The sequence below is a fragment of the Vreelandella alkaliphila genome, from assembly GCF_016107625.1.
Classification (GTDB): Bacteria; Pseudomonadota; Gammaproteobacteria; order Pseudomonadales; family Halomonadaceae; genus Vreelandella; species Vreelandella alkaliphila.
Genome location: NZ_JABASV010000002.1, coordinates 123,453 through 137,208 on the forward strand (window position 1 = coordinate 123,453; position 13,756 = coordinate 137,208).

Here is a 13,756-nt window from a genome sequence, read left to right on the forward strand (position 1 = left end):
CGAGGGGCTGGTCAGTGAGAGCCTAGTCTGAAAGATAGCAGGGGCAATAAGAGAAATCTTAGGAAGGAACCCGCCACCTTGAGGTGGCGGGTTAGTTATTACATATTTTTCAGTAGCTTTTGAAGCTTGTTCATATCGGCGGAGTCGCCCACTAGGCGGACTTCACCGGCTACCATGCCATCTAGAAATGCCTGTTGCGTTGGCTTTTTAAGTATTTTCAACGCGGCATCCTGATCGCGAAAACGAAGCTCAAGGTCTAGGTCAACGGGTAGTCCTTTGCCGGTATCAATGCCTTTCGAGGTCATTCGATAATACCGGGCAATACTAAGGTCTTCCGTGGCAACGCCCCAGTCCAGACCGCGCATTCGCTCAAGTTGCTCGCGAAAGCGCGGCTTGCGTCGCAGGGCTCTTTTAAGCAGTAAGCTCAGTAGCCACAGCGTCAGCTTGAGTTTCATTAGGAAACGGCGTCCTTAAGCGCTTTGCCCGGCTTGAACGCAACGTTTTTACTGGCGGGAATCTGTAAAGGCGCGCCAGTTTGCGGGTTTTTACCAGTACGTGCGGCACGCTGGCGCACGGTAAACGTTCCAAAGCCAATCAGAGCGACATCTTCGCCTTTGGCAACGCTGTTAGTGATTTCGTCCAAGATAACGTTCAGGACTTGGCCAGCTTTGTCTTTGGATAGATCAGCGCTTTCAGCAATTGCGGCGGCGAGTTCAGGTTTGCGCATAAAGGTATCTCCCTATGTGAAAATCAAGCGTAAGTTCATCTGTGTTGTTAGAAGCACTGCCCAGCTGGTTAACTTTTTTAGCCTAGTCGCTAAGGCGGCGAAAATCAGCCTAGCAGCGCAGGTGCTACTCTGGAAAGCTCCACTTTCCTTCTCACGCAGCTGCCTGTCAACGCAAATCCAATCAAACGACCGTCTTTATTTTCAGCAATCGCTGTCATTTCACCGCCTTCTCCCTCAATTCTCCACCGTGCTGGTGTGGTTACCGGTGGGTAGGCAACCACGGGTAGTAATGGCGTTTTCACAATGACGGGCCACGCCCCAAAGCTGACGCTGGTTGGTTTTCCGGCGAGGGTTGACGCCAGCGCTTTTACGCTCGCCTGCAGGGGCTGCACGTACATAGCGTTAACTCCCTCAACGCAAGCCACATCGCCCAACGCAAATATGTTCGGTCGAGAGGTGCGTAACTGGCGGTCAACCACAATACCGCGAGGGCTAACCGCCAGCCCGGCTGCTTCGGCAAGTTGAGTGCGCGGAGCTAAGCCAGTGGCGATTAACGCGATGTCGGCAGCATAAAGGTCGTCATTATCAAGACGAAGTGATAGGGCGTTATCTACGTTAAGTGCCAGTGTTGTCAGGTTATGTCCTAAGGCAAGTTGGATGCCTGCCTCTTGGAAAGCATCAGCCAGTGCCTGGCCGAGCGGTTCGGGGAGCAGACGTTGCAGCGGTGTACTTTCTGGCGCAATGAGAGTGACTTGGTGGCCGCCAGCATGGAGATCATTGGCGAACTCGCAGCCCACCAGCCCAGCACCGACAACCGCGACACGTTTAGTAGGCGTTGCTCCTAATGCGGCATAAAAGCGGCGATACTCGTCTAAGTCGTTAATGGTGAAGCATCGTTTGGCGACACTTTCGGGCACGCTGAACGGCCTATGGGGAGCCGCCCCAGTGGCTAACACCAGATCGTCATAGTGGAGCTGTTGGCCATTACTGAGTTCTACGCGTTGGTTATCCACATGCAGGTGTGCGACCTGGGTGTGGGTAATTAACTCAGCGTCCAGTTCTTCTGCGACGCTGCTGGCGTCACGTTGGGCGAGTTGGTCTGGCGTTAAGCGTTTCGCAAAGCCTGTAGAAAGCAGCGGTTTACTGTAATCATCGCCACTATCGGCACTAATAAGGGTAATGGCACGTGTATCACCCTGTCGGCGTAGGGCGCGCGCAAGGCCAATCCCCGCCATACCGGTGCCAATAATAATCAGTGTCGAATGGGAATATAGCGATATCTCGTGTGAGGGCATGCAGTCACCAAAAGTCGGCAGAACAAAAGCCTGTGAGGTCACCATGTTACACTAGCTTTCTGTGTATTGACCGCCTTGGAGACTTTGGTGATCGCCCCTACTGTTCGGCAAGCTTCCCTATTTCCTCATCGACTATTTCCTCACTGGCTCCCTGTTGCTGCGGCTCGCCCTGCAATGAGCGCTTCGTGGTGGCAGTGGGTGGCATCGACGGACTCCTTAACGACGCGGTTAACCGTCGCAGGCGGCACAAACGCGTTTCGGGTGCAATTGTTACGTCAAACGATTGGCTTACCTTTGCGGGACGAAGCGCTAGCGCTGGGAATTGAACCGCGCCGCTATGCATGGCTGAGGGAAGTAGCGTTGTGTGTAGGTGATAAGCCCTGGGTAGTAGCACGCTCGGTAGCGCCACTTAGTCAATTACAAGGTAAGGGGTTAGAAGGGCTTGGCGAGCGTTCACTAGGCAGCTGGCTGTTTCAACAACCTGACTTGGTGCGTGGGCCACTCTACGCCACTCGCCATCAGCCACGCTTTGTCGCGGAATACTCTGCGTCGCTTTTAGATAGCGTATGGGGTCGGCGCTCAGTGTTTCAGCACAGTGGGCTGTCGCTGTTAGTGCAGGAATACTTTTTATCAACCATGGCAGATGATCTTGCCCTGTCTTCGCGCTAGGCTATCGCCAGCGTTTTCTTTTTGAGAGGTAAGCATGGACCGTTCTCTGTTGAGGCCAACGGGATGGGCACGAGTGGCTGATTTTTTACATTTAATGCGGTTGGATCGCCCGATTGGTACTTGGCTATTGATGTGGCCCACCTTGTGGGCTTTGTGGATAGCGGCAGAGGGCGTGCCTGGACGGAATGTTCTGCTGATCTTTATTGCTGGCGTTTATGTGATGCGCGCTGCGGGCTGCGTGGTTAATGATTATGCTGATCGTCATTTCGATGGCCATGTAAAGCGCACTAAACATCGTCCTCTAGCCACTGGTCGTATCAGTGAAGCCGAGGCGCAGCTGCTGTTTATAGCGCTGGTAGCCACTGCTTTCATTTTAGTGCTATTGACCAATTGGTTTACGGTGCTGTTGTCGATAGGTGGTGTTGTATTAGCGTTCATTTATCCGTTTATGAAGCGCTACACCCATTTACCTCAGGTGGTGCTGGGGGCTGCATTCTCTTGGGCGATCCCCATGGCATTCGGTGCGGTATTGGGTCATGTACCGTTTGAAGCATGGCTATTGTTTAGCGCTAATGTGCTGTGGACCGTTGCCTACGATACTCAATACGCCATGGTTGACCGCGACGATGACCTAAAAATTGGTATCAAATCTACCGCGGTGCTGTTTGGTAGCGCTGATCGTCTGATAATTGGTGTGCTGCAAGTGGCGGCACTTGGACTACTTGCCTGGGTAGGATGGCGTGTTGGTTTAGGTGGCTTTTTCTGGCTTGGGCTAGCCGCTATGGCTGCCACGTTTGTCCACCAACAACGATTAATTGCTGGCCGTGAGCGCGACCGCTGCTTCCAGGCATTTCTTAATAATCATTGGTCAGGCTTGTTAATTTTTGCAGGTATTGCACTAAGTTGGTGGCCAATAACTGGCTAAATATCCTCTATGTCATAGAATTGTCATCAAGTCATGGTGTTATCGTCACTGACATGTCTTTGAACTGTTTTTTTGAACTATTTTTTTAAATTAGTTTTCATTGAACACCGTGAGGCCCTGGAATGACCGCCAAGACCGTTTTGATTGTCGATGATGAGGCGCCTATTCGCGAGATGATCGCAGTGGCGCTGGAAATGGCTGACTATCGCGTGCTTGAAGCGGATAACGCCCAGGATGCCCACGCGATGATGGTTGACCACCAGCCAGATCTGCTTTTGCTGGATTGGATGATGCCGGGCACCAGTGGTATTGAGCTTGCAAGGCGCTTAAAGCGTGAAGAAGCCACTGCCGAAGTGCCTATCATTATGCTGACCGCTAAAGGCGAAGAAGATAACAAGATTCAAGGACTTGAGGCCGGGGCGGATGACTATATCACCAAGCCTTTCTCTCCCCGCGAACTGGTGGCTCGCTTAAAAGCAGTATTGCGACGTACTACCCCCCGTGGTGTCGAAGATCCTATTGAAATTAATGGCTTGCTATTAGACCCAGTAAGCCATCGTGTGAGTGCTTACGGTAAGGCGTTAGAAATGGGGCCGACGGAGTACCGCCTGCTGCAGTTTTTCATGACGCATCAAGAGCGCGCTTATACACGTAGCCAACTGCTCGATCAAGTGTGGGGTGGTAACGTATACGTTGAAGAGCGGACGGTAGATGTTCACATCCGACGTCTACGTAAGGCCTTAGGGGAAGCTCACCAGAGTCTCATTCAAACGGTGAGAGGCACTGGGTACCGTTTTTCCGCGCGGGTGTAACGGTGCGCCTGTGGAGCCGAGAACTATGGCGGATTGCATGGTTAGCTGCCCTGGGGGCTTGTCTCGGATGGTTGCTAGGTATGCCAGGGCTTGGGGTTGCTGCAGGCCTTGCCGTTTGCTTGGTTTATCAACTGCGCCAACTGCGTGCACTCTTTAAGTGGTTAACGCTCCACCCTCATGATGAACCCCCTGCTGCAAGCGGTATGTGGGGCGAACTTTTTGATCGCTTGTATCGCTACCAAAAGAGCCAACGGATTACCCAGAATCGCTTACGTGCCACTCTTGCACGTATTCAGGAATCATCCGAAGCGATGCGTGACAGTGTCGTTATGCTAGATCGACATGGTGACTTAGAATGGTGGAACAGTGCCGCGACCGAAATGCTGGGCTTACAAACGGCCCACGACCGTGGCCAGCATATTACCAACCTGCTTCGTGATCCTCGATTTATCAGCTACTTTAATGCGCGTAAATACGGTGAGCCGCTGACCTTAACGTCGCCCATCGATGAACGGCGTATCCTGCAATATCAAATTACACTCTATGGTGATGATGAACGCTTGGTAATGGCGCGAGACATTACCCGTTTGCATCGCCTAGAGCAGATGCGTCGTGATTTTGTCGCCAATGTTTCCCATGAGCTGCGCACGCCGCTAACAGTACTGACGGGTTATTTAGAAACTTACGGCGACTTGAAAGAGCAACTTCCACCACGTTTGGGCCGAGGTATTGCTCAAATGGAAGAGCAGACGAAGCGTATGCAAAACTTAGTCAATGATCTGCTACTGCTCTCTCGGTTAGAAATTGACCAAGGTGGCGAGGATCATCATGCGCTGGTGTTAGGGCCGATGCTCGACAGTATTCGCCGCGATGCGCTAGCGCTCTCTAATCAACAGCACAATGTCCAAGTCGTGCTTGAAAGTGATGCGCGGCTCATTGGCAGCGAGCAAGAACTGCATAGTGCGATTTCAAACCTAGTATTTAACGCTGTGCGGTATACGCCAGAGGGTAGTCAGATAACACTTCGCTGGAAAACCATGCCGAATGGCAGTGCTTGTATTGAAGTCGACGACGACGGCGAAGGAATAGACCCTGTCCACATTCCGCGTTTAACCGAGCGTTTTTATCGTGTCGATAAAGGTCGCAGTACGGCTACCGGTGGAACGGGCCTTGGTCTAGCGATTGTGAAACATGTGCTGCTGAGACATGATGCACTGCTACAAATTGAATCCCACCCTGGCGAAGGGGCTCTCTTTCGCTGTGTTTTTCCGCCATCACGCGTTGTCGAAGACGAGTCCATACCGCGCAATGCTGTCTAGATGTTGTATAAGTGTGTCACGGTGTCATGTAAGTATGGTCAAATAATGCTCATGTGCCATTTGTAGCCACTTTTCCTGCCTAAGTTGAAAGATTCTAAACGTCTTATTTATTTCTTAAAATATATAAATTAATGTTTATTAACGTTTTTTTATTATTTTTTGCTTTTTGGCATGGCATCTGCAATGTCTTAGATAAGAGAGAAAACCACAGGAACTGGTAAGCCGAAAGGCAGTCTTTCTTACCATTTAGCAGTATTGAACAGCGATCGAGGAGATGGAATATGATGTCCAAGGAATTACTCAAGAAAGCTGGTATTTTAAGTGTAGCGTTTGGTCTGGTTGCTAGCCCTGCGGTATTTGCTCAAGAGCCAGCGGATCCAGCAAACAATATTTCCCCAGATGAACAGCCTGTCGATTCTCAGCCTGGAAGCACAACAGATTCAAGTGATTATGACAGCCAAGATTTGACCCATGACGAAGGTGATAACGCCAGTGACATGCAGCCAAGCTCAACGAATCATGGTGATTCAGATGCTGGCTATGACAGCACAGATGAGTTGCCTGAAGAAAATAGCGGCATGTAACATTAACTTTGGTTACATATCTTTTCAAAAGGTATTATAACTCTTACGCTTATGGATGAGCTATTCAGAGGCAAGGATGTCAAATCGCATGGATGCTCCTAGATTCAAGGATTGAATCTTTCGACGGTCAACACGCTAGTTAGGGTTAATTCCAAGGTTGGAGCCCCTCAAACGGATAGGAAGCTAGCGTTACGTATCGCGATACTAAGAGTGCTCAAGACCCCACTTCGGTGGGGTCTAATTTTTTGTGTATAGTATAATCATTGTTACATTGCCCACTGTTTCTTGGTATTAGAAATGCAATTATTCAGATGACACGTTCAGCGACCGACAAAAAAAGGGTACCTTGTATCATTACATTGTCGGTTGCTCCATGTAGTAAGGAGTTTTTATTTATGTTGTTGAAATCATTTGTTAAAAATACTTCAGTTTTGGGCCTCTCGCTGGGCCTTATCGCAAGCCCAATGGTATTTGCGCAATCTTCCATTGAGTTGAACCAAGAGCGTGCTGATAACCAAGAAATTATTCAGCCTCAATCTCGTAACACATCGGGCCCTGCGACCTATTCAGCTAAGGATCTGATTAACGACAATGACAATACTCTGATATACACTCCCTCAAGCCGTTCCAGCACAACCGATGATGACTCTAAAGCTAAAGATAGAGCAGGGTATCACGCTGAAGAACTCAACCGTGAAGAGGGTAGCAGTACACGCTGGTAAAGAAGGCTGTGGTTAAAAGTGTGTGACAAATAAGTTTTTTAGTAAAAACCCCGCTTTGACGGGGTTTTTATGGTTAAGACGATTATCGATTGATCCCGTTAATGCTGATGATGGCGATCAGCCGCGTTGCTTCCTTCTTGAGCACTTTGAACCCAAACTTCTATTTCAATATCGTCTTGCTGGGCAAATTCGAGTGTGATTGGAAACCGGTCACCTTCTTCCAGTGGCTGGTGTAATCCCATTAGCATTAAGTGATAACCGCCACCCGGGCGCATTGTCAGCGTTTCGTCTTTAGCGATTTCGATAGCACTGACGTGGCGCATTTTCATCATATCGCCTTCCATCTGCATATCATGTAGCTCAACACTTTCGCTCACAGGTGTCTGCGCGCTGACCAGTGTGACGGACTCTGTATGAGCCGTAATATCCAGATAAGCGGCACCATTTGCCACACCTGGGGGGGTTGGCGTGGCAAAAGGATGAGCGATCCTTAACTGGTCAGTTTGAACGTCGTGAGCCGACGCGAGAGAGATTGAGCCAGTGAGGAGAGCCGTCAACCAGAGTGCGCGGGTCAGCATGGTCGTATTCCTTTTAGGGGCCTTATCTTCTTAACAAGGCTTATGCTTAATCTTGAGAATAATAGTGCAGCCAAACAACCTTAAGGTAACAAATAGGTTGTGTCAGCGTTATAGCGATTAAGCCATCAGCGATGAGGCGTAATGTCGCGCGTGCCGCGGTAGTGGTCGTCCCACATTAATACGGCGCCTGCCACTGCACCGGGAATTAAGAACAGGTTGGCGAGAGGGATCCAGGTCACTAGCATAATCAACCCGCCGTAGGTGAGACTTGGCCACCACCGTTGCGATAGTCGTGTCCGCATATCGCGAAACGTTATCTTATTGTTATCCATAGGATAATCTAAATAAGTGATTGCCATGATCCACGCGGAAAAAAGGATCCACAAAACAGGGGCTATCAGGTTTAGGCCGGGTATCCAGCTAATAATAAACAGTATGACCATGCGTGGCAGGATATAGCCGAGTTTGACTAGCTCGCGACCCAAGGCATCGACAGCGGTTTTAGCGAGCCCACGGTCATCCAGGGGTTCACGCCCTGTCGCTTGACGTTCTACCTTCGCTGCTAAAAAACCATAGAAAGGTGCGGCGATTAAGTGGGTGACCAGGGTGAAGGTAAAAAAGATCACCAGCAGCAGGCTGATAAAAAACAGTGGCCAGATTAGCCATGAGAGCCACTCAAGCCAGCTTGGTACCATTGTCATAGCACTGTCTAGCCAACCAGAAAAGCGGTTGACCACGAAACTGAGCATGCTGGCATAAACGATTATATTGACCACGATGGGTAGGAAAATATAGCGCCGCAGACCTTTCTGGTATACCAAGCGAGTGCCTCGGCTCAGCGCTGTCATCGCATCCAACATGTTTGCTCCTTAGAAAAAACGCCCAGAGGGGATATCTGGGCGTATTGCAGGAGGAATCGCGTGCTAGGTCAAGATTTTTTAAGTACCTGCGGGTCGATCGCGTCGGGATCGCTATGGCGAATATCTAACCCTTTGACCAAGTAGACAACGTACTCCGCCAGGTTGTTGGCATGATCACCCACGCGTTCTAAGGCACGTAGCACCCACATAATGCTAAGTACGGAGCTAATCGAACGTGAATCTTCCATCATAAAGGTCATCAGCGAGCGCATGGCGCTACCATACTCGTCGTCAACGAACTCATCTTCGCGCACAACTTGCATTGCAAGATCGGTATCAAAACGAGCAAAAGCGGTAAGTGCATCGCGAAGCATTTTACGTACATGTTCGCTGATATGGCGTACTTCCACTAAACCGCGAATGTTGCCACTATTTTCGCTTAACAGCAGCGCATTTCGAGCAATTTTGCTGGCTTCATCGCCAATACGCTCAAGGTCAGACGTTGCGCGAATAACCGCCAGCACTAAGCGCAAATCGGAAGCCGCTGGCTGACGACGCGCTAATACCCGCGTACATTCATCGTCAATTTGCAGTTGCAGGTCGTTAACTTGGCGGTCATTGTCGCGCACTTTCTCAGCAAGACGGCTGTCACCTTCCAGTAGCGCAAAAACAGCATCTTGCACTTGTTTTTCCACCAGACCGCCCATGGCCATCAGGTGGGTTTTTAGCTCCTCCAGCTCTTGGTTGAACTGGCGAGAGATATGTTGGCTGTGGCTATCGCTCGTAATATCCATTGAGCACTCCTGACGTGATGTCTTTGGGGCCTAGGTGATGCGGCCGGTGATGTAGTTTTCGGTGCGTTGTAAACGCGGGTTGGTGAACAATTGATCCGTTGGCCCGTACTCAACGAGTTCACCGTGCTGCAAAAAAGCCGTGTAGTCAGAAACCCGCGCGGCTTGCTGCATATTGTGGGTAACCAGCACAAGCGTTAGCTGTGATTTAAGGTTACGAATCAGCTCTTCAATTTTCAGCGTCGAGATCGGGTCTAAGGCTGACGCTGGTTCATCGAGTAGCAGTACATCCGGCTGTACGGCAAGCGTACGAGCAATGACCAAGCGCTGCTGCTGGCCGCCAGATAGCTGCCAAGCCGAGCGGTGCAGACGATCTTTAACCTCATCCCACAGTGCTGCCGATGTAAGTGCCCATTCGATAATGTCGTCCCGCTTCCGCTTGGGTAAGCGTTGCTGTAAACGCAGGCCAAAGGCCACGTTTTCATAAATCGACATAGGGAAAGGGTTGGGTGTTTGAAACACCATCCCAACGCGCCGTCGCAACTCGGTAACATTCATGTCCGGGGCATGAATATCCTGACCTTCAAGCTGAATATGGCCACTGTGTGTTACCGATTCATTAAGGTCGTGCAGTCGATTAATCGCGCGTAGCAGCGTTGACTTTCCACAGCCTGAAGGGCCAATAAAGGCCGTTACACGGTGGCGTGGTAGGTCTAATGTTAGATCGCGCAACGCCATTTTCCCCGCATAAGCGAGGTGAAATTTTGCAATGCTCAAGCAGCGCTGTTCGGCAGGAAAATGCGTCACGGGCGCGAGAGCCGCTTTGTTGGACGATAAAGACGCTAACATTCGTTTCCTCGCTGACGCCTCAGATAATGACGCAGAAATATGGCAGTTAGATTAAGCACGAGTACGATTAACACCAGCAGCAGTGCGGTGGCGAAAACCAGCGGAATTGCGGCCTGCACATCTTCACCATGAAAGGCGGTATCAAATAAATGATAGCCGAGGTGCATAAACTTGCGCTCTAGATGAAGGTAGGGAAACTCACCATCTACAGGCATTTGCGGCGCTAGCTTGGCGACGCCCACTAGCATTAGCGGCGCCACTTCGCCCGCGGCTCTGGCGACGGCTAAAATCATCCCCGTTAGCATGGCGGGCGTTGCCATGGGCAACACCACCCGCGTCAACATTTCCAAGCGTGTCGCACCCAGCGCAACGGCACCTTCCCGCTGGGCATCGGGTATGCGTGCTAGCCCTTCTTCGGTAGCGACAATCACTACAGGTAACGTGAGCAAGGCAAGTGTTAGCGAGGCCCAAAGAAGGCCGCCGGTTCCAAATGTGGGTGAGGGCAGTTCATCGCTAAAAAACCAGCTGTCGATAGAACCGCCTACTCCGTATACAAATACGCCAAGGCCAAACACGCCATAAACGATTGAGGGCACGCCTGCCAGGTTGCGTACGCCAATGCGAACTAAGCGTGTTAGGCGGTTTTGGTGAGCGATTTCGTTTAAGTAAATGGCAGCGAGAACCCCAAACGGAGTAACGATCACTGACATCAGAATGACCATTAAGACGGTGCCAAAAATGGCTGGCCAGACGCCTCCGCCAGTATTTGCGGCGCGTGGCCCTTCACTTAGAAATTGCCAGATGCGCTGCCCCCAGGCGATGGTTTTTTGTCCCCAGGACATGGCATTTGGTGATTGAAAGTAGGTAACACTTGCCAGCGGCTGTCGAAGTATTTGACCATCGGCAGTGGCTAGCACTAACGTTCCAGGGGGCCGCTGCTTGACGGGTAAGGCAAGCGCATCATGGATGAAAGTCCAGGCAGCTTGTTCTGTTAACCGTTGATCGCCACTCTCCACCGTCATTAAACGGCCTATAAAATCACCCCATGGGGTGCGCGTTAAGCGGATAAGGTCGGCTGGCTCGGCCTGTTGGCTAATATCATCAATGGTAATCCACTGCCAGTTGCTTCCTGTAATATCCTGATTACCAGTGAAATAGAGCCGTTCTGACCCTGCTCCCTTGGGCAGCGTCGTTTCACGAACTGGCTGCCCAATGACGATATCGCCTGACTTGAGGGTAACTTCCTCTAATGGCGCTGGCCAAAAATGGCCTAACCCCCGAATCGTCAGCAGCGTTAATAATGCTGCCAACATTAATAACGAAAGCGCCACGCAGGCAGCACAAAGCCAAGGCCAGAGCCCGCTGCCGCTCATTTTTAAAAAACCAACGTTTGAAAAAACAGCCCGCTGCCAACGCATCAGAGTGAGCTCCCTAAGCGTTGATAGCGTCGGCGCAATCTCTGTCTGACAATTTCAGCTAACGTGTTCACCACAAAGGTAAAAATGAACAAGGCCAGTGCCGCCAGTATCAGTAAGTGATAGGTCAGCCCGCCTGGTGAAGCCTCGGGAAGCTCAATGGCGATAGAGGCTGATAGCGAACGTAACCCTTCAAACGGACTGGCACTAAAGAGCGCGGTGTTACCGCTGGCCATTAACACAATCATGGTTTCGCCCACGGCGCGGCCAGCGCCAATCATCACCGCTGAAAAGACTCCAGGAGCTGCCGTGGGTAGGGCAACTTTCCACAGTGCTTGCCAGCGGCTAGCGCCTAGCGCTTGAGCACCTTCCATTAAGGTAGGGGGAACATCGGCAAGTGCATCTTCCGCGAGCGAATAAATACTGGGAATCACCGCAAATCCCATCGCAATACCCACAATCAGTGCATTTCGGGTGGCGTAATCAAGGCCGTAACGTTGATCAAGCAAGCGTCGCAGGTCGCCGCCAAGCCAGTGTTGTTCAATGATGGGAGCAATCCATATTGCCAGTACAGCCATGCCAGCCAACCAGGGAATAAGCCATAAGCCTGCCCACGAAAGCGGTAGTCGTTGGCGAACGTGGACGGCCGTCCGATACCATAGATATCCCGCTAAGGCTGCACTAAGAGGTAGCCAAATAATGATCATCAAGGCACTGGCCAGGTTTCGTTCCACCCAGGGGGCGAGTAATAAACCGGCAATAAATCCGATGACAACGCCAGGCACTGCTTCCATCAACTCAAGCGTTGGCTTCAAACGGCTACGGAGCCGTGCTGACATAAATAGCGCAGAGTACATTGCCGCGCCTAGGGCAATGGGCGTTGCGAATAGCATGGCCGCCAGCGCTGCTTTTAACGTGCCCCAGGCAAGAGGAGAGAGTTTAGCGAGGCTGAACGTGTCGCCCAAGGCGAGCAGCGGTAGCGTTTCCCATACAAGGAAGACGCCAATGGCTAAAATTGCCAACAAAACACCAATACCACCGGCGGTGATAAGCCCGGTAGCAAGTCGGTCTTGTATATGGCGCAGCGGCTGACGCGAAAAGGGTAGCCGGGGAAGAGTCATGTCGACATCATAGAAAAGCGAAAGCCATCACGAAAATAAGCATGCATGGTCGAGTCTCCTTACCCTATCGTTTATTTATGACAATTAAATGACAGTTCACGGGTGTTGGCGCTGAGCATCACGCAGCTGATTGGGTAGCGGCACAAAGCCAGCTGCTTTGACAATCTGCTGACCCTCTTCCGAAAAGATAAGTGTCAGAAAGGCTTGCTCCACGGGCGGCAATGACTCGCTGGGTGGCAGGTTCACGTAAAGATAGAGATCGCGTGATAATGGGTACTTTCCTTGCTGAATAGAGCGTTCGTTGGGCGCAACGGCAGCTCCGGATTCATCTACTAGGCGTAGTGCGCGCACCATTGGATTTAAATGGTTGTAGCCTGCATAGCCCATAGCATTGAAGGACTCTCCTACCGCAGCAATGACCGCCGATGAACCTGGGTGTTCACTGATATCTAGGCGAAACTCGCCATCGCACAGGGCTCTTTCCTGAAAGAGGCCATGGGTACCCGACGCTAGGTTACGACCATGCAGGGCTATTTGGCCATAAGGCCAATCCGTCGCCGGTACCAGCGTACTCCAGCGCCGGATGGGGTGGGGAGCACCGCAAGCGAGGCTAGTTGAAAAAATCGCATCGACTTGTTGGAGTGTCAGGGTATCCAATGGGTTATGGCGATGTACCACCACCACTAATGCGTCCCGAGCAACACGAAGCTCAAGCGGTGGATAACCGTAGCGGTCAATAAACTGCTGGCGTTCTGCATGGGTCATGGGGCGTGACATCGGCCCTAGGCGGGTGGTGCCAGCCACTAAGGCAGTCGGCGCGCTGGCTGAGCCGCCGGCCTGAAATTGCAGGTTGATATCCGGGTGGCGGGCGCTTAAGGCTTCGCCCCAGCGCAGCACTAAGCCTGCCATAGTGTCAGAACCGACGGCACCTAACGTGCCGCTCACCGAGGTTGGCTGCCCCCAGGCAAGATTGCCCGCCATTAGAAGCCAGCCAGTCAGAAGCAGTAGCAGTTGATGTTTTCTCACACGTCGTAAATTGTAACGCTTCAAACGACACCCCTCTTGTGATTAACTATTACCAGCCTATTG

16 protein-coding genes are annotated in these 13,756 nt (G+C 51.3%); 6 read left to right on the forward strand and 10 right to left on the reverse strand.

Annotated elements, in window-relative coordinates; genetic code table 11:
* Window positions 1-98: 98 nt before the first annotated feature.
* From JFC11_RS03735 to JFC11_RS03745, 3 genes are all read right to left on the reverse strand, one after another.
* Window positions 99-455 carry a hypothetical protein gene (locus JFC11_RS03735; RefSeq protein ID WP_009723280.1) on the reverse strand — a complete coding sequence of 119 codons (357 nt, stop codon included), beginning with the start codon at window positions 453-455 and terminating at the stop codon, window positions 99-101.
* Window positions 455-727 (reverse strand): HU family DNA-binding protein, encoded by a 273-nt coding sequence (locus tag JFC11_RS03740; RefSeq protein ID WP_009723279.1) that lies wholly within the window; start codon window positions 725-727, stop codon window positions 455-457. Before JFC11_RS03740 ends, JFC11_RS03735 begins: the two co-directional genes overlap by 1 nt.
* 104 nt (window positions 728-831) lie before the next feature.
* The gene (locus JFC11_RS03745) at window positions 832-2,022 is read right to left on the reverse strand and encodes an NAD(P)/FAD-dependent oxidoreductase (RefSeq protein WP_198348757.1); all 1,191 of its coding nucleotides are present in this window, start codon (window positions 2,020-2,022) and stop codon (window positions 832-834) included.
* Between the two features lie 87 nt (window positions 2,023-2,109).
* On the opposite strand from JFC11_RS03745, the gene JFC11_RS03750 reads away from it, so the two are divergent.
* From JFC11_RS03750 to JFC11_RS03775, 6 genes are all read left to right on the forward strand, one after another.
* On the forward strand, window positions 2,110-2,691 hold the full coding sequence (locus JFC11_RS03750) for a chorismate--pyruvate lyase family protein (protein ID WP_319618685.1): 582 nt from the start codon (window positions 2,110-2,112) through the stop codon (window positions 2,689-2,691).
* A 34-nt stretch (window positions 2,692-2,725) separates the two neighbouring features.
* The gene (gene ubiA, locus JFC11_RS03755) at window positions 2,726-3,616 is read left to right on the forward strand and encodes a 4-hydroxybenzoate octaprenyltransferase (protein ID WP_038479706.1); all 891 of its coding nucleotides are present in this window, start codon (window positions 2,726-2,728) and stop codon (window positions 3,614-3,616) included.
* A 122-nt stretch (window positions 3,617-3,738) separates the two neighbouring features.
* Entirely contained in the window at window positions 3,739-4,428 is a 690-nt protein-coding gene (phoB, locus tag JFC11_RS03760; RefSeq protein WP_009723274.1) for a phosphate regulon transcriptional regulator PhoB, read from the forward strand.
* A 2-nt stretch (window positions 4,429-4,430) separates the two neighbouring features.
* Complete coding sequence (gene phoR / locus JFC11_RS03765) at window positions 4,431-5,747, forward strand: phosphate regulon sensor histidine kinase PhoR (RefSeq protein ID WP_038479701.1); 1,317 nt, start codon at window positions 4,431-4,433, stop codon at window positions 5,745-5,747.
* A gap of 281 nt (window positions 5,748-6,028) precedes the next feature.
* On the forward strand, window positions 6,029-6,331 hold the full coding sequence (locus JFC11_RS03770; protein ID WP_095603393.1) for a hypothetical protein: 303 nt from the start codon (window positions 6,029-6,031) through the stop codon (window positions 6,329-6,331).
* A gap of 395 nt (window positions 6,332-6,726) precedes the next feature.
* A complete protein-coding gene (locus JFC11_RS03775) occupies window positions 6,727-7,053 on the forward strand; it encodes a hypothetical protein (RefSeq protein ID WP_095603394.1) in 327 nt (108 codons plus the stop codon).
* A gap of 98 nt (window positions 7,054-7,151) precedes the next feature.
* Here JFC11_RS03775 and JFC11_RS03780 read toward each other — a convergent pair whose 3' ends face one another.
* From JFC11_RS03780 to JFC11_RS03810, 7 genes are all read right to left on the reverse strand, one after another.
* Complete coding sequence (locus JFC11_RS03780; protein WP_095603395.1) at window positions 7,152-7,631, reverse strand: copper chaperone PCu(A)C; 480 nt, start codon at window positions 7,629-7,631, stop codon at window positions 7,152-7,154.
* A 125-nt stretch (window positions 7,632-7,756) separates the two neighbouring features.
* On the reverse strand, window positions 7,757-8,491 hold the full coding sequence (gene cysZ / locus JFC11_RS03785; RefSeq protein ID WP_038479688.1) for a sulfate transporter CysZ: 735 nt from the start codon (window positions 8,489-8,491) through the stop codon (window positions 7,757-7,759).
* A gap of 68 nt (window positions 8,492-8,559) precedes the next feature.
* The gene (gene phoU, locus JFC11_RS03790) at window positions 8,560-9,285 is read right to left on the reverse strand and encodes a phosphate signaling complex protein PhoU (protein WP_038479685.1); all 726 of its coding nucleotides are present in this window, start codon (window positions 9,283-9,285) and stop codon (window positions 8,560-8,562) included.
* A gap of 30 nt (window positions 9,286-9,315) precedes the next feature.
* Entirely contained in the window at window positions 9,316-10,131 is an 816-nt protein-coding gene (gene pstB / locus JFC11_RS03795) for a phosphate ABC transporter ATP-binding protein PstB (RefSeq protein WP_198348758.1), read from the reverse strand.
* Window positions 10,125-11,549, reverse strand: coding sequence for a phosphate ABC transporter permease PstA (gene pstA, locus JFC11_RS03800; protein ID WP_038479680.1), 1,425 nt, complete (start codon window positions 11,547-11,549; stop codon window positions 10,125-10,127). The genes pstB and pstA overlap by 7 nt, the downstream gene beginning before the upstream one ends.
* Window positions 11,549-12,667 (reverse strand): ABC transporter permease subunit, encoded by a 1,119-nt coding sequence (locus JFC11_RS03805; protein ID WP_198348759.1) that lies wholly within the window; start codon window positions 12,665-12,667, stop codon window positions 11,549-11,551. Before JFC11_RS03805 ends, pstA begins: the two co-directional genes overlap by 1 nt.
* Before the next feature lie 96 nt (window positions 12,668-12,763).
* A complete protein-coding gene (locus tag JFC11_RS03810) occupies window positions 12,764-13,717 on the reverse strand; it encodes a PstS family phosphate ABC transporter substrate-binding protein (RefSeq protein ID WP_038479676.1) in 954 nt (317 codons plus the stop codon).
* Window positions 13,718-13,756 lie beyond the last annotated feature (39 nt).